This window comes from Rhizobium sp. CECT 9324 (genome assembly GCF_918741265.1).
GTDB lineage: Bacteria > Pseudomonadota > Alphaproteobacteria > Rhizobiales > Rhizobiaceae > Allorhizobium.
This window is the reverse complement of sequence record NZ_CAKKMZ010000001.1, coordinates 3,415,454-3,431,085: the sequence shown is the minus strand read 5'-3', so window position 1 is coordinate 3,431,085 and position 15,632 is coordinate 3,415,454. Positions and strand designations below refer to the sequence as shown.

Below are 15,632 nucleotides of genomic sequence, written 5' to 3'. Positions count from 1 at the left end.
AGCCCAAGGGCGTAAAAGCCTCCAGAAATAGAACAAAGGGGTAGGAAACGCGATGCGGCGTTATGGTAAGATTTTTGCATCTCTCGCGCTTGGTATGATGGTCACGCTGATGGCCGTCGATTTCGCTGAGGCGAGACGGGCAAGCGGCGGCTTCGGCAGTCGCGGTACGCGCACGTTCAGCGCGCCTTCGGCTACGCGCACGGCGCCGACAACGGCGGCTCCGATCGAGCGCACCATGACACCGCGGACCAATGCGACGCAGCCGGGTGCTAACCAGACGGCAGCGCAGAATGCCCAGCGACCGGGCGGCATGTTCGGCGGTCTGGCCGGCGGCCTGATGGGTGGTCTCTTGTTGGGCGGCCTGTTCGGCATGCTGATGGGCTCTGGTTTCGGCGGCGGCTTCGGCTTCCTGGGCCTTCTGCTGCAGGGTGTGTTGATCTTCTTCCTGATCCGCTTTGCCATGCGCATGTTTGCCAATCGCCAGCCATCGTTGTCGGGCGGCCCTAAGGCCGGGCCTGATACTGGTGCTGCCGGTGGCAACCCAACCGGCTTTGGCGGCTTGGCACGCAACAATCAGGGTCCCACTTCGGGTTCTTCGTTCCAGATCCCGCGCATCGGCGGTGGATCGGTTGCGCAGGCTTCGGCCGCTAAACCCGGTCAGACCGACGAAATCGGCATCGGACAGAAGGACCTCGAATATTTCGAGACGCTTTTGCAGCAGATGCAGGCCGGTTACGCACGCGAAGATTATAGTGCGCTTCGGCGGATCACCACGCCGGAAGCCATGTCCTATCTCGCCGAAGAACTCAGCGAGAATGCCACCAAGGGTGTCAAGAACGAGGTTCGGGACGTGCATCTGGTGCAGGGCGACGTGTCTGAATCCTGGCGCGAAGGCGATGTCGACTATGCGACGGTCGCCATGCGCTACGAGAGCATCGACTATGTCGTCGATCGCCAGAGCGGCAAGCTGATCAATGGCGACGACCAGAACCCGTCGGAATCGACCGAGATCTGGACCTTCGTCCGCCGTCCCGGTGCCGACTGGCAGATTTCCGCCATCCAGGCGGTCGCCCAATACGAATAAGCGACGACCGCTGATCGTGAAATGAGAAGAGGCAGGGCGCCAACGCCCTGCCTCTTTTGTTTTGCGCCGTTTTCGGATTGTCGGGCTTTGTCCGGTGGTGTGGTTCATGCCCCTCATCCCCCTGCCGGGACCTTCTCCCCGCAGGCGGGGAGAAGGTTAGGGTGAGGGCTTCCTATCGAAGAGGCTGCTTCAGCCCGGGCACTGCTTCAACTGCGACGCATAGGTATAGGTGATGCTGGTGAAGCGCTTGGCGCCTTTCAGGGCTTCCGGGCGGTTCTTGTAGGCGCCGCGCAGATAGCCGGCCTGGCCGGAATGATAGGCGAGATAGAGCTTGTAGGGGTCGTTCAGCGGGATGCCGGTCTTGGACGCGCTTTCGCGGTGGTACCAGCCGATGAACTGCATGGCATCGCCGAAATCGGTGCGGCGGGCGCCCCAGCGGCCGGTCTCGCGCTGGTAACGCTCCCAGGTGCCGTCGAGCGCCTGCGAATAACCATAGGCGCTCGATTGGCGTTTCCACGGGATGAAGCCGAGAAGCTTCTTGCGCGGCGGTCGCGCCGTCGCGCGGAAACTCGATTCGGTATAGATCGTCGCCATCAGGATCGGCACCGGAACGCCATATTCACGTTCGGCCTTTTGCGCTGCACTGCGCCAGTTGTTGAACAGCCCGTCGCGCTGCTCGAAGATCGCGCAGGCATTGCGGGTCTGGCTCGGGGGCTTGGCACAGGCCGACAGCATCAGCATGACGCCAATGGCGGAAACAACAGCGGTACGCATAACAAAACCTCGCTTCGTCCGGCTCAGTTTATTACCTAAAATTTAACGAAAGGTTTTCTTAACAGACCGGATCTTGCATCACCGGAAATGGTGATGGCGGGTACGAGGAGCACGCTATCCATTGGTGGACGCACATCCCGCGTGCTTGTCGTGACATGTCAGGTCCAGAGGCGGTGCATCAGAAAAGTGCATACACTTCATGGCTGGCCACAAACCGAATGGCACCATTGATCTCGTCAATTTGTTTTTGAGAGTTTTGGTAGCGGGAGGCGGACTTGAACCGCCGACCTTGGGGTTATGAATCCCACGCTCTAACCACCTGAGCTATCCCGCCACACATTCGGATCATTGGCTTTTGCGGCCCGCCGTCCGAAGCGTTGGGCGGCTTATAAGGCGTTGCTCCGACCAAAGTCAAGCGCAGTGAAAGCAAAAAGAACTCTGCTTTCACTGCCTTTTTCTTTCCCGACGTTAAGCTGCGACCGGGCTTGCCAAAAGTGCCTTGAGCGAGGCTTCGGCACTGTCCGAGCGGGCCGAGCGCTCGATGAAGCCGCCGCCATAGACGCGGGCGTCGGGGCCGGGGGCGGAATAGAGCACGCAGGCCTGGCCGGGGGCGACGCCGGCTTCACCGATCTCAAGATCGACATAGACGCCGGTTGCGTCTGCATGCAGCACGGCCGGTGTCGGCGGGCGGGTCGAGCGGACCTTGGCAAAGCAGGTAAAACCGCTGGCGGCTTCTTCTTCCAGGGTGAAGTCGCCAAGCCAGTTGATGTCGCGCAGATAGACGCGGTGCGTCTCCAGCGCTTCCTTCGGGCCAACGATGACGCGGCGCGAGCGGGCGTCGAGATAGACGACATAGAGGGGATCGCCGGTGGCAACGCCCAGGCCTTTCCGCTGGCCGATCGTGTAGTGCAGGATGCCTTCGTGCTGTCCGAGAATTCGGCCATCCAGATGCACGATGTCGCCGGCCAGAGCCGCATTCGGCTTCAGCTTGTTGATGATATCGGCATATTTGCCCTGCGGCACGAAACAGATGTCCTGGCTGTCGGCCTTCTTGGCGACGACGAGGCCCATGTCTTCGGCGAGCGCCCGGGTTTCGGCCTTGGACAGGCCACCCAGCGGAAAGCGCAAATAGTCGATCTGTTCCTGGGTCGTGGCGAACAGGAAGTAGCTCTGGTCGCGCTCGTTGTCGATCGGGCGGAACAGGGCGCGGTGGTTGGGATCGTTGGCCAATGGCACTGATTTCGAGCGGATATAGTGGCCGGTTGCCAGCGCATCGGCGCCGAGTTCCTTGGCGGTCGCCAGGAGATCGGCGAACTTGACCGTCTGGTTGCAGGCAACGCAGGGGATCGGCGTTTCACCGGCGACGTAACTTTCCATGAACGGATTGATTACCGTGTCGCGGAAGCGCTGTTCGTAGTCGAGCACGTAATGGGGAATGCCGAGCGTCTCGCAGACGCGGCGGGCATCGTCGATATCCTGGCCGGCGCAGCAGGAGCCGGCGCGGTGGACGGCGGCGCCATGATCGTAGAGCTGCAGCGTGATGCCGAGTACGTCATAACCTTCGCGTTTCAGGATTCCGGCCACGACGGAGGAATCGACGCCGCCCGACATGGCGACGACAACGCGCGTATCTTCCGGTCTCTTGTCAAAATCCAGCGTGTTCACGGGCTTCGTCTCTATGCGTTCGAAAGACCGTTTGTCACCGCCACTCTGCGGGATCAGGGCGTATTCCAAAGGGCGAAAACCCATTTGCCGATACCGGTCCGATTGTTGAGGGATATAGAAAGGAATGCCCCTTCATGCAAGAGCGCTGATTCGCACAAAGCCTTGTGGCCGGGGCGAATGTGGCGAGGAGACCATATAGCCATGTCCGTCATGCTTACCGTCAGCCCCGAAATTTTCCCGATTGCCGGCGCTTTTACCATCTCGCGGGGGTCGCGGACCGAAGCCAGGGTGGTGACGGTGACGCTCACGGATGGTCCTCATGTTGGTCGCGGGGAATGCGTGCCCTATGCGCGCTACGGTGAGACGGTCGAGGGTGTGGTGGCGACGATTGCGGCCGTGGCGGACGAGATTGCCGGTGGACTTGACCGTATCGGTCTGCAGGCGCGGCTGGAACAGGGTGCTGCGCGCAATGCACTCGACTGCGCTCTCTGGGATCTCGAGGCCAAGCGGGCGGGCCAGCCCGCTTGGCAATTGGCGGGGCTTGGCGAACCCGGGCCGCTGCAGACCACCTATACACTGTCACTCGGAACGCCAGCCAGCATGCGGGCAGCGGCCGAGCGTGAGGCGGGCAGGCCGCTTTTGAAGGTCAAGCTGGGCGGCGAGGGCGATATCGAGCGGATCGAGGCGGTCCGGTCCGGCGCGCCGCAATCGGCGATCATCGTCGATGCCAACGAGGGCTGGACGCTCGATCAATACAAGGCGCTGGCGCCGGTTTTCCTGAAACTTGGCGTGACGCTGGTCGAACAGCCGTTTCCGGCGAAGGCGGACGATGCGCTGCTCGGGCTGGAACGGGTGCTGCCGGTCTGCGCCGACGAGAGCTGCCACGACCGGCATTCGCTGGATGGGCTCAAGGGAAAATATGATGCGGTCAATATCAAGCTCGACAAGACCGGTGGCCTGACCGAGGCGCTTTTGATGCGCGATGCAGCCGTTACCGCCGGATTCGAGATCATGATCGGCTGCATGGTCGGTACATCGCTGGCCATGGCGCCTGCCTTCCTGGTGGGCCAAGGGGCTGCTTTCGTCGATCTTGACGGGCCGTTGCTGCTGGCAAAGGATCGTGATGCGGCGATTGTCTATGAGGGTTCGACGATGCAGGTGCCACCGACAGCGCTCTGGGGGTGACGCATTGCAGCCTCAGCGCTTGGCGGGCGCTGCCGATTTGTTGACGGCAAGCCAGATCATGTGTTTCGCCCCGCCGCCCTTGCGGCTGGCCCGGGTCGGCACTTCCTCGGCGGCAAAGCCGCATTCCTTGAGACGTTTGGTAAAGCGCGGATCCGGACCTGACGACCAGACGGCGAGCACGCCGTTGCTGCGCAGGGCGGATTTGGTCGCGCGCAGGCCGCTGAAGTCATAGAGGCTGTCGTTTTCTGCGCGGGTCAGGCCGTCCGGGCCATTATCGACGTCCAACAGGATGGCGTCGAAGGTGTCACGGGATTTCGCGATCAGAGCCCCGACATCGCCGACATGAATGCTGACGCGCGGATCATCGAGGCTGCCATTGTAGATCTCGGCCATCGGACCGCGTGCCCATTCGACGACGCCCGGCACCAGTTCGGCAACCGTGACCTTTGCGTCTTCAGGCAGGATATCCAGTGCCGCGCGCAGGGTAAAACCCATGCCGAGGCCGCCGATCAGGATATGGGCCTTCCTTGTGTCGCGGATGCGATCCCAGGACAGGGTCGCCAATGCTTCTTCCGAGCCGCTCAGCCGACTGTTCATCAGTTCGTTGGCGCCGAGCATGATGGAAAACTCGCTGCCGCGCTGTTTCAGGCGCAGTTCACCGCCGCCGGGAATGCTGGCGCTATCGAGCTGGATCCAGGGAAGCATGGTGGTCTCTCATTGCTGGCAAGATGAGGCCGTCGCCGGCAAGAGGGGCCGTCCTATCACGAGGCTTGCGGCCATTTCAATTGCAGCGCGCCCGCGACCGGGTTTTGTCTTGGACAGGGCCGATGGTTTCGCTATCGTCGCGGCCATCTGTTCACGAGATTCTGGAAATCATGCCTGCACCCGTCAATACTTTCAAGCGCGCTCTCGCCGCGAACGATACCCTGTTGGTTGGCCTCTGGGTGGCCCTTGCCAGTCCGCATGTTGCGGAAGTCTGTGCCGGGGCCGGGTTCGACTGGCTGTTGATCGATGGCGAGCATGGGCCGAACGATATTCCACTGATCGCAAGCCAGCTTGCAGCGATGGCGCGGCATCCGGCACATGCGGTGGTCAGGCTTGTGACGGGCGAGCCGTGGCTGATCAAGCAGGCGCTTGATGTCGGCGCCCAGACGCTGATGATCCCGATGGTCGAAACCGGCGAACAGGCGGAACTGCTCGCCAAGGCATGCCGCTATCCGCCCGAGGGTACACGCGGCATGGGCGCAAGCCTCGGTCGGGCATCGGATTTCGGCCGGATTTCCGACTATGCCGAAACCGCCAATGGCGAGATCTGCCTGATTGCCCAGATCGAAAGCCGGATGGGTATCGACAATGCCGATGCGATCATTGCCACCGAAGGGGTCGATGCGATCCTGATCGGTCCGGCGGATCTCGCCGCCGACATGGGGTTCCCCGGCCGGTCGACTGCGCCTGAGGTCATGGCAGCGGTCGATGCACTGATCCGCAAGATCGTCGCTGCCGGCAAGCCGGTCGGCATCATGACCGGCGATCCCGCGATGATTGCGCTGGCCAAGGCTGCAGGCATCCGGTTCCTTGCGACCGGCTCCGATGTCGGGCTGCTGATGAAGGGGGCTGCAGCCCTCGCCACGGCAATGCGCAACTGAAACAGCAATGGATTTTTGATGAAGCTTTCTCTTGATGCCGCGCAGTCCCTGGTGGTCGGCGCTCTTTTGCGTTCCGGTGTGGATGCCGACAATGCCGCATCGGTCGCCCGGGCGCTGGTCAGTGCCGAGGCCGCCGGCCAGGGCGGACATGGGTTGCGGCGCGTTCCGGCCTATTCGGCGCAGGCCAAGGCCGGCAAGGTCGATGGCCGCGCCCAACCGCGTGCGGTCAGGCCGCGGCCATCCGTGCTTGCGATCGACGCGATGAACGGCTTTGCCTATCCGGCACTCGATCTGGCGGTGGCCGAACTGCCGGCGATTGCCAAGGCCCAGGGCATTGCGATAGCCTCGATCTACCGTTCGCATCATGCCGGCGTGATGGGGCTCACCGTAGAGCGGTTTGCTGAACAGGGACTGGCTGCGATGATGTTTGCCAATGCGCCGGCGTCGATTGCACCTTGGGGCGGCAGGAAGGCGCTCTATGGCACCAATCCGATCGCGTTTTCGGTGCCGATCGCGGGCGGCGATCCGATCACTGTCGACCTTGCCATTTCCAAGGTTGCGCGCGGCAAGATCATGGCGGCGCGGCAGAAGGGCGAGGCCATTCCGGACGACTGGGCGTTCGACCTCGACGGCAAGCCGACCACCGATGCCGAGCTGGCGATGAGCGGTTTGATGGCGCCGCTCGGCGGCGCCAAGGGCGCGGCACTGGCAATGATGGTCGAGATCCTGTCGGCCGGCATTACCGGGGCCAACTATGCTTTCGAGGCCTCGTCGCTGTTCGACGACAAGGGACCGCCGGTGGCGCTCGGCCAGACGATCATCGCCATCGATGCCACAGCGACAGGTGGTTCCGGCGTGTTCGAGCGGCTGGCGCTGTTGGCCGACGAGATCGATGCGCAGGAGGGGGTGCGTATTCCCGGTCGCCGTGGCCAGGGGCTTACCCGCACCGCGGAGGCCGAGGGCATCGAGATCGAAGACGACGTGATTGCCGCGATCGATGCCATCGCCTGAGTTTCGCCGCGAGGGCCAGGCGCACGGGGATCAGTCTGGGTCGGTGTAGTCGTTGCGGTTGATGCCGTGGCGCTGCAGCTTGTCGTAGAAGGTCTTGCGCGGAATGCCGAGCGCTTCCAGCGTCCTTCGCACGTCACCGTCATTGTCGCGCAAAGCCTTGCGGATCAGGTTGCCTTCGTGGCGTTCCATGCGTTCCGGCAGGCTCAGACCCTCATCCGACGCGGATGGCTCCAGCAGGGGCTCCGATGCCATCTGCGGCGGCGGCGTGATGCCGAGGACGACACGCTCGGCATAGTGGGCAAGCTCGCGGACATTGCCGGGCCAGGCATGGCTGTCGAGGTGGCGGGCGATCTCGCCGGTGAGCACCGGCACATCGCGCTTGAAACGTTCTGCGGCGCGGGCGGCGAAATGGGAAAACAACAGCGGGATGTCGGCGCGCCGTTCCCGCAGCGGCGGGATAGAGACGGTGACGACGTTGAGCCGGTAATAGAGATCCTCGCGAAAATCGCCCCGTTCGGCCGGATTGCCGAGATCGACCTTCGCAGCCGCGACGACACGCAGGTCGACCGGTCGCACGTCGTTTATGCCAAGGGGCGTGACCTCGCGCATTTCCAGGACGCGCAGCATCTTCACCTGGGTCGCCGGTGGCATGCTTTCGATCTCGTCGAGGAACAGCGTGCCGCCGCTGGCATGTTCGATGCGGCCAATGCGTTTTTTCTGCGCACCGGTGAAGGCGCCGGCTTCATGGCCGAACAGTTCACTCTCGATCACCGTTTCGGGCAGCGCGCCGCAGTTCAGCGCGACGAAATTGCCGCGGTTGCGACGGCTCCAGCGGTGCAGGAGGGTGGCGACGACTTCCTTGCCGCTGCCGGTCTCGCCGGCGACCAGCACGTCGACATCGGTGTCGGCAATCTGGCGCAGCGTCTGGCGCAGGTGTTCCATGGCCGGCGTCTGGCCGATCAGCGGCAGGTCGTCCTGACTTGCCTCGGCGGCCTGGCGCAGGCGACGGTTTTCGATGACCAGCTTTCGCATGTCGGCGGCGCGGCTGACGCTTTGAGCCAGCCGGTCGGCGGCAAACGGCTTGGCGATGAAATCATAAGCGCCGTCCTGCATGGCACGCACGGCCATGTCGATATCGCCGTGTCCGGTGATCAAGAGGACCGGGAGCTCGGGATCAATCGCCTTGATCCGGGCAAACAGCGCCAATCCGTCCATGCCTGCCATGCGGATGTCACTGACGACGACTGCTGCGAGATCAGCGGACAGCGTGGCAAGGGCGTGGGCGGCGGCGGAAAAGTCGCGGACGGAAAACCCGGCAAGCTCCAGCGTCTGGCGGGTTGCGCGCCGCAGGGCGGCGTCATCATCGACGAGGATGATTTCGACCGGGTTGCTCATGGCGCTGCCCGCTTCAGGGTTACGGTGAACATGGTGCCGGCCGGCGAGCTGTCAACGTCGATCAGGCCACCGTAGTCGCTGACGATATCCTTGCAGATGACGAGGCCAAGGCCGAGGCCGCTCTCCTTCGAGGTGTTGAACGGGGTGAACAGGTTCTCCAGAACCGCCGTTGGAATACCCGGTCCATTGTCGGCAACGGTAATCGCCACTTCGCCGGCAGCGGCCGGAGCAAGGCTGACGGTGATGCGGCCGTCGGCGCGGCCATGCACTGCCTCAAGCGCGTTCTGCAGCAGGTTGATCAGCACCTGCTCCAGGCGGATGCGATTGGCCGACACAGTGATGCCTTCCGGGATCGCCTGAACCTGCAGCATGTCGAGACTGCCGGCGAAGCGGCTGCGCAGGAGCAGCAGGGCACCATCAACGGCGGTTTTCAAGGCGACGGGTTCTGCGGCGGCACGGCCCTTGCGGGCAAAGCCGCGCAATTCGTTGGTAATGGCGCCGATGCGATCGGTGAGATCGGCGATAAAGGACAGGTTTTCGGTGGCCGGTTTGCTTTCGCCGCGTGACAGGTAGGTGCGGGCATTGTCGGCATAGGCGCGGATGGTGGCAACCGGTTGATTGATTTCATGCGCGACGCCCGCGGCCACCTGACCGAGAATGGCCAGTCGATTGGCCTGGACGAGTTCGTGCTGGACGGTCTGCAGGCGTGTTTCCGTCGTGCGGTGCTCGCTGATCTCGGTCTGCAGCCGGTCCCTTGCAATCGTCAATTCACGGGTGCGGGCGGCGACCTTGCGCTCCAGCTCCTCGCGGGCTGCCTGGTCCGCTGCCAGGCGGCGCAGCGCGCGGTTGCGGCGATGGAGCAATATGGCTGCCAAGGCGATCAGCGGAAGGATGACGAGCAGGGCGATGAGACGTCCCTGCCAGATGCCTGCGGTCAACACTGCGGCGGCGGGTGACAGGACATGCATCTGCCACGGGGTGCCGGGAACATCCAGCGTCAGAGAAAGGTGCGGTTGTTGGGGCATGCCGAGCCCGGGGTCGGTCGAAACCATATCATGACCATCATGACCGAACAGCGCCCAGACCGGCAGTGTTTCCAGCGGAGCCTCGCCAAACTGCAGGCTTTCACGGATCGCGACACGTTCGTGCGGAGGAATGTCCGCCGTGGTCAGAAAACGCCATTCCGGCCGACTGGTGATCAGCACGATGCCGTGATTGTCGGTGACGAATGTGGATCTGCCGGAATTGCCCCAGTCGCGCTCAAGGCCATCGAATTCCACCTTGACCACGACAACGCCGACGGCGGTTCCCTTTGCATCGGCGACGCGTTGCGAAAGATAGAGGCCGGGACGCTTGCTGACACTACCGAGGGCATAATGTTCGGCATGTCCCAATTCCATGCCGCGCTTGAAATATTCACGGAAGCTATAGTCGTTGCCGACAAAACTGTCCGGTTCCCGCCAATTGCTCGCGGCAATCGCGATCCCGTCGCGGCCGACCACATAGATGACCGCCGTCCTGGTCGCGACCACCAGGGCTTCGAGTTTTCTGTTCAGGCCTTCGACGGCATCTCCGGTCGGATTGCTCAGGGTGTCGCCGACCTGCCTGTCCGCCGCCAGCACCAGCGGCAGCGCGCGAGGGCGTTCCAGGGTTGCCTGCAACAACGCACGTTTCAGCGCTGCGTCTTCTGCAACATCGTCAGCGAGCGTTGCCAGCGCGCTACGCATGCCCGTGTTCCCGGCAAGGAACAGGCTACCGGCCAGAGCACTGAGCGCCAACAGCAGAAAAATCAGCCACGATGCTCGCGTGATCCCAGGGATCTGCGCAGGATCAGTTGACGAAGGTTGCATGAACGAGGTCATGGCACGATTGTGTGTTAATCCGCACGAATTGCCAAGTGCCGCGTGCGGAAATTCGCACGAATTTTCCGTCGCAAACCGTGGCCAGATAATTCACCCAATAATTTCATATGGTTGATCCAAATCCTCCGGTTTGGCATGCACTTTGCTGATGAGAACGGATCGGGGTTCGCCCCGCGTTTCTTTGAACAGCGCAGCGCCCGGGAGGCCGGAACGAGTTCCGACAGGGGCAACGGAGGATATCATGCATATCGAAACTGCGGGCCATGCGCCCCAGGGCAAGCAGCCCTTCTACAAGCATCTCTATGTCCAGGTTCTGGCCGCGATTGTCGCCGGCATCCTGCTCGGCCATTTCTATCCGGAAATCGGCACGCAGTTGAAGCCGCTCGGCGATGCCTTCATCAAGCTGGTCAAGATGATCATCGCGCCGGTGATCTTCCTGACGGTCGCAACCGGCATCGCCGGCATGTCCGACATGAAGAAGGTCGGCCGCGTCGCCGGCAAGGCGATGCTCTACTTCCTGACCTTTTCGACGCTGGCGCTGGTCGTCGGCCTGGTGGTCGCAAACGTCGTCCAGCCGGGTGCCGGCATGCATATCGACCCGGCCTCGCTCGATGCGTCGGCTGTGGCGACCTATACCGAAAAGGCGCATGACTCGACGATCATCGGCTTCCTGATGGGCATCATCCCCACCACCATCGTCGGCGCATTTGCCGATGGCGATATTCTACAGGTGCTGTTCTTCTCGATCCTGTTCGGCATTTCTTTGGCGCTGGTCGGCGATGCCGGCAAGCCGGTGACGGATTTCCTGCATGCCGTGATCAGCCCGATCTTCAAGCTGGTTGCCATCTTGATGAAGGCGGCCCCGATCGGTGCCTTCGGCGCCATGTCCTTCACCATCGGCAAATATGGCATCGCCTCGGTGACCAATCTCGCCATGCTGATCGGCACCTTCTACCTGACCGCGTTCCTGTTCGTGGTCGTGGTGCTCGGCGCGGTCGCCCGCTACAACGGCTTCTCGATCTTCGCGCTGATCCGCTACATCAAGGAAGAGCTGCTGCTGGTGCTTGGCACCTCGTCTTCGGAAGCCGCCCTACCGGGCCTGATGAACAAGATGGAAAAGGCCGGCTGCAAGCGCTCGGTCGTCGGCCTGGTCATCCCGACCGGCTATTCCTTCAATCTGGACGGCACCAATATCTACATGACGCTGGCGGCGCTGTTCATTGCCCAGGCGACCGACATTCATCTGCCGCTCGGTGACCAGATCCTGCTGCTCGCCGTTGCCATGCTGAGTTCGAAGGGTGCTGCCGGCATCACCGGCGCGGGCTTCATTACACTGGCTGCAACCCTGTCGGTGGTTCCGTCCGTTCCGGTTGCCGGCATGGCGCTGATCCTCGGCATCGACCGTTTCATGTCGGAATGCCGTGCACTGACCAACTTCATCGGCAATGCGGTTGCGACCGTGGTCGTTGCCCGTTGGGAAGGCGAACTCGACGAGAGCCTGTTCCATGCAGCACTCGGCGGCAAGGTACTTGAGGAGGCCGAAATGCAGCCGGTGCTTCAGGCGGCGGAGTAACATTCGGCGCCGACCCAAGACGGTTTGCCGAAATCAAGGCGCGGTCCGGTTCGTCCGGATCGCGCTTTTGTTTATTCAGCTGCGATGATGTGAAACTGCGGCGGGCTTTCCGGATGCTGCGCCTTGCCCATCAGGTAAATCAGACAGCTTGTGCGCAGCAGCGATGCAAAATTGCTGACCTGGCCGTTGATTTCCAACGCTTCGTCGTAGAGCGTCGACAGGAAACGCGACGTCGACAACTGCTGGCCTGCCGCGATTTCATCGATCAGATCCCAGAAGGCCGCCTCGATCTGGATGCTGGTCGAATGACCGCCGATGCGAACCGAGCGATTGACGGCGCGATAGCGAGCCGGATCCTGTCCGGCGAAAACCTCACACATGCGCATTTCCTCCATCATTTCTTGTTTTGAAGCATAGTATGCGACCGGCACGCACAGGGGTCAATTTCGATCTTTCTCATACGTGCCTGCTCATACGTACCTGTCCGATCGACGCCGAATTTGACCCAGCACGCAGCAAAATCGCAGATGCGGTAATGGGCTGCTACCCGCACCGCGCTTCCCGGTAGCACACTCTGGTCATTGCATGATTTGACGCAGACTGAATTTGACGCAGACTGGGGAGTTTGACTTGGCCAAGATGATCCATTCGATGGTGCGTGTGCTTGATGAGGTGCGGTCCGTTGAGTTCTACCGGAACGCCTTCGGTCTTTCGGTTGCCGAAAGACTGGATTTCGACACCTTCACGCTGATCTATCTGAGCAACGACGACAGCGAATTCGAGCTGGAGCTGACGGTCAACAAGGGCCGGGCAGAGGCCTACAATCTGGGCGATGGCTACGGCCATCTTGCGGTCTCGGTCAGCGATCTCGACAGCGAGCATCAGCGGTTTACCGATCTCGGGCTCAATCCGGGAAAGATCATCGATTTCAACCGCGATGGTGCGCTTCTGGCCCGGTTCTTTTTCGCCACCGATCCCGACGGCTACAAGATCGAGGTCTTGCAGCGGCACGGCCGGTACAAATGACGGCAAGTCCGGCCGGGTTGGAGGACCGGGCCGGGCACCGTTTCGACAAAGGGTCGCGCGGCTGCCGCGCCGTCCGATGCAGGTCGGAGCAAACGGCCTGCCGATAACCACAGGACTTTGGGAGGAGACTGACGTGGTAACAGTGTATGAAAAGACAAAAGGCCTGTCCCGTCGCGAGCTTTTGAAACGCGGCAGCATCGGTGCCGCGCTGGTGATCAGCGGGACGGCGGTGATCAGCCCGCACAATGCCTGGGGGCTGGAGACCACGGCGCTTGCGCCAGAGGCCATGGCAACGCTGATCCAGCTTGCCCGCGACATCTATCCGCATGACCAGTTGGCAGACCGCTTCTATGCGATTGCCGTGAAAGGTCAGGACCAGCGCGCCGGCAAGGACGAGGCCCACAAGAAACTGATCGAGGACGGCATTGCCGATCTCGACAGGCGGGCCGGCGCCACAGGCTATCGCGGCCTCGGCTGGGAAGACGATCGCGTCGCCATTCTGCGCGACATCGAGACAACGCCGTTCTTTCAGGCGGTCCGCGGCGATCTCGTGGTCAGCCTCTATAACCAGAAGGAGCTCTGGCCGATCTTCGGCTATGAGGGCGAGTCCTATTCCAAGGGCGGTTATATCGAGCGCGGTTTCGATGATCTGGAGTGGCTCTGAACGCCGCACCGGCGGCAGCAAGCAGCATTAAAAACAGCATCGCCGCCCGTGGAGGCCCATCGCGGATGGGAAGGGAGTGGCGGCGCGGTCTCGACATGCCGAATTGACATTTCTGGGAGGAAATCATGGCAGCGCCTTACGATCTCAACGACGACAGCGTGGTCGTCATCATCGGCTCGGGTGCGGGCGGTGGAACGCTCGGCAACGAACTCGCCCAGAAGGGCATCGATGTCGTCATTCTCGAAGCCGGTAGCCGCATCGAATACGAAGACTTCATCAATGACGAATGGGATAGCTTTTCCCAGCTCGCCTGGCTCGACAACCGAACCACTGGTGGCGGCTGGCGGGTATCGAAGGATTTTCCCAACCTGCCGGCCTGGATCGTCAAGGCCGTCGGTGGCACGACGACCCACTGGGCCGGAGCATCGCTGCGCATCCAGGAACACGAGTTCAAGACGTTGACGCACTACGGCAAGGTCGAGGGCGCAAACCTGCTCGACTGGCCGATCACGCTGGCCGATCTCGAACCTTACTACGCCAAGGCCGAAGACAAGATGGGTGTCACCCGGACCAATGGCATCGAGGGCCTGCCGGGTAACAACAACTTCAAGATCCTGAAGGCCGGTGCCGACAAGCTGGGCTACAAGGACTGTCATACCGGCAATATGGCGATCAATTCGGCCGACCGCGACGATCGGATGAGCTGCCAGCAGACCGGGTTCTGTTTCCAGGGATGCAAATGGGGCGCCAAATGGTCGACGCTCTATACGGAAATTCCCAAGGGCGAGGCGACCGGCAAGCTCGAGGTCCGGCCGAATTCGCATGTGGTCAAGATCGAGCATGACAAGGACGGCAAGGTCAACGCCGTCGTCTATGCCGACAAGGATGGCACGCTGCACAGCCAGAAGGCGCGGATCATCTGTCTTGCCGGCAATTCCATCGAGAGCCCGCGGCTGCTGCTCAATTCGGCATCCTCGATGTTTCCGGATGGTCTCGCCAATTCGTCCGGCCAGGTGGGCAAGAACTACATGCGCCATACGACCGGCTCGGTTTACGGCGTCTTCGAGAAGCCGGTGCATTTCTACCGTGGCACGACCATGGCCGGCATCATCCGCGACGAGGCGAAGCACGATCCGTCACGCGGCTTCGTCGGCGGCTATGAACTGGAGACGCTGGCGCTCGGCATTCCGTTCATGGCGGCCTTCCTCGATCCGGGCGGCTGGGGTCGCTCGTTCGCTTCAGCGATGGACCAGTATGCCAATATGGCCGGCCTGTGGATCGTCGGCGAGGACATGCCGCAGGAGCAGAATGCAGTGAAGCTGCATGGCGAGCTGAAGGACAAATACGGCATGCCGATCCCGGATGTCTGGTTCACCGACCATCCCAATGACGAGGCGATGCGCAACCATGCCTACACACAGGGCATGGCGATCTATGAGGCCGTCGGGGCAACCCGCGCCTTCCCGACGCCACCTTATCCTTCGACGCACAATCTGGGAACCAACCGGATGAGCGAGAAGGCGCAGGATGGTGTGGTCAACAAGTTCGGCCGCAGTCACGACATCAAGAACCTGTTCATCTCGGACGGTAGCCAGTTCACCACCGGTGCGGCAGAGAATCCGACTTTGACCATCGTATCCCTGGCCATCCGGCAGGCCGATCATATCGCCGCCGAAATGGCGGCAGGTTCGATCTAACCTCCCCCTGCCAATGCGGAGGGGCGGCCCGCGTGCCGCCCCTTCATCTG

General features: G+C 62.0%; 14 protein-coding genes and 1 tRNA gene. 8 read left to right on the top strand and 7 right to left on the bottom strand.

Annotated elements, in window-relative coordinates:
• The first annotated feature begins 52 nt into the window (after window positions 1-52).
• Window positions 53-1,084, top strand: coding sequence for a Tim44 domain-containing protein (locus LQ231_RS16670; RefSeq protein ID WP_113142068.1), 1,032 nt, complete (start codon window positions 53-55; stop codon window positions 1,082-1,084).
• 189 nt (window positions 1,085-1,273) lie between these two features.
• On the opposite strand, the gene LQ231_RS16665 is transcribed toward LQ231_RS16670, so the two are convergent.
• From LQ231_RS16665 to mnmA, 3 genes are all read right to left on the bottom strand, one after another.
• Window positions 1,274-1,858: a transglycosylase SLT domain-containing protein gene (locus tag LQ231_RS16665; protein WP_007606308.1), complete on the bottom strand. Its 585-nt coding sequence runs from the start codon at window positions 1,856-1,858 to the stop codon at window positions 1,274-1,276.
• A 257-nt stretch (window positions 1,859-2,115) separates the two neighbouring features.
• Window positions 2,116-2,192 (bottom strand) — tRNA-Met (locus LQ231_RS16660).
• A gap of 134 nt (window positions 2,193-2,326) precedes the next feature.
• On the bottom strand, window positions 2,327-3,523 hold the full coding sequence (gene mnmA, locus LQ231_RS16655) for a tRNA 2-thiouridine(34) synthase MnmA (RefSeq protein WP_230172295.1): 1,197 nt from the start codon (window positions 3,521-3,523) through the stop codon (window positions 2,327-2,329).
• Between the two features lie 201 nt (window positions 3,524-3,724).
• Between mnmA and dgcA the strand changes: the two genes are divergently transcribed.
• Complete coding sequence (gene dgcA, locus LQ231_RS16650) at window positions 3,725-4,708, top strand: N-acetyl-D-Glu racemase DgcA (RefSeq protein ID WP_230172293.1); 984 nt, start codon at window positions 3,725-3,727, stop codon at window positions 4,706-4,708.
• Between the two features lie 12 nt (window positions 4,709-4,720).
• Here dgcA and LQ231_RS16645 read toward each other — a convergent pair whose 3' ends face one another.
• Window positions 4,721-5,413: a hypothetical protein gene (locus LQ231_RS16645; protein WP_230172290.1), complete on the bottom strand. Its 693-nt coding sequence runs from the start codon at window positions 5,411-5,413 to the stop codon at window positions 4,721-4,723.
• Window positions 5,414-5,535: 122 nt separating this feature from the next.
• On the opposite strand from LQ231_RS16645, the gene LQ231_RS16640 reads away from it, so the two are divergent.
• Together LQ231_RS16640 and LQ231_RS16635 are read left to right on the top strand one after the other, a co-directional pair.
• A complete protein-coding gene (locus LQ231_RS16640) occupies window positions 5,536-6,354 on the top strand; it encodes an HpcH/HpaI aldolase/citrate lyase family protein (RefSeq protein WP_230172289.1) in 819 nt (272 codons plus the stop codon).
• Window positions 6,355-6,372: 18 nt separating this feature from the next.
• Window positions 6,373-7,365 (top strand): Ldh family oxidoreductase, encoded by a 993-nt coding sequence (locus tag LQ231_RS16635; protein WP_230172287.1) that lies wholly within the window; start codon window positions 6,373-6,375, stop codon window positions 7,363-7,365.
• Window positions 7,366-7,395: 30 nt separating this feature from the next.
• Here the strand turns inward: LQ231_RS16635 and LQ231_RS16630 are convergent, their stop codons facing one another.
• Together LQ231_RS16630 and LQ231_RS16625 are read right to left on the bottom strand one after the other, a co-directional pair.
• A complete protein-coding gene (locus tag LQ231_RS16630) occupies window positions 7,396-8,760 on the bottom strand; it encodes a sigma-54 dependent transcriptional regulator (protein WP_230172286.1) in 1,365 nt (454 codons plus the stop codon).
• Window positions 8,757-10,487: an ATP-binding protein gene (locus tag LQ231_RS16625; protein WP_230172285.1), complete on the bottom strand. Its 1,731-nt coding sequence runs from the start codon at window positions 10,485-10,487 to the stop codon at window positions 8,757-8,759. The genes LQ231_RS16630 and LQ231_RS16625 overlap by 4 nt, the downstream gene beginning before the upstream one ends.
• Before the next feature lie 376 nt (window positions 10,488-10,863).
• Here LQ231_RS16625 and LQ231_RS16620 point away from each other — a divergent pair, with 376 nt between their 5' ends.
• On the top strand, window positions 10,864-12,195 hold the full coding sequence (locus tag LQ231_RS16620; RefSeq protein ID WP_230172283.1) for a dicarboxylate/amino acid:cation symporter: 1,332 nt from the start codon (window positions 10,864-10,866) through the stop codon (window positions 12,193-12,195).
• A gap of 71 nt (window positions 12,196-12,266) precedes the next feature.
• Here the strand turns inward: LQ231_RS16620 and LQ231_RS16615 are convergent, their stop codons facing one another.
• The gene (locus LQ231_RS16615; protein WP_007606331.1) at window positions 12,267-12,575 is read right to left on the bottom strand and encodes a ribbon-helix-helix domain-containing protein; all 309 of its coding nucleotides are present in this window, start codon (window positions 12,573-12,575) and stop codon (window positions 12,267-12,269) included.
• 250 nt (window positions 12,576-12,825) lie between these two features.
• Here LQ231_RS16615 and LQ231_RS16610 point away from each other — a divergent pair, with 250 nt between their 5' ends.
• The 3 genes from LQ231_RS16610 to LQ231_RS16600 all read left to right on the top strand — a co-directional run bounded on the left by LQ231_RS16610 (window position 12,826) and on the right by LQ231_RS16600 (window position 15,582).
• Window positions 12,826-13,221 carry a VOC family protein gene (locus LQ231_RS16610; protein ID WP_230172281.1) on the top strand — a complete coding sequence of 132 codons (396 nt, stop codon included), beginning with the start codon at window positions 12,826-12,828 and terminating at the stop codon, window positions 13,219-13,221.
• Window positions 13,222-13,354: 133 nt separating this feature from the next.
• Window positions 13,355-13,885, top strand: a complete 531-nt coding sequence (locus LQ231_RS16605) for a gluconate 2-dehydrogenase subunit 3 family protein (RefSeq protein WP_230172279.1) — start codon at window positions 13,355-13,357, stop codon at window positions 13,883-13,885.
• A gap of 125 nt (window positions 13,886-14,010) precedes the next feature.
• Window positions 14,011-15,582 carry a GMC family oxidoreductase gene (locus LQ231_RS16600; protein ID WP_230172277.1) on the top strand — a complete coding sequence of 524 codons (1,572 nt, stop codon included), beginning with the start codon at window positions 14,011-14,013 and terminating at the stop codon, window positions 15,580-15,582.
• The last annotated feature ends 50 nt before the right edge of the window (window positions 15,583-15,632 follow it).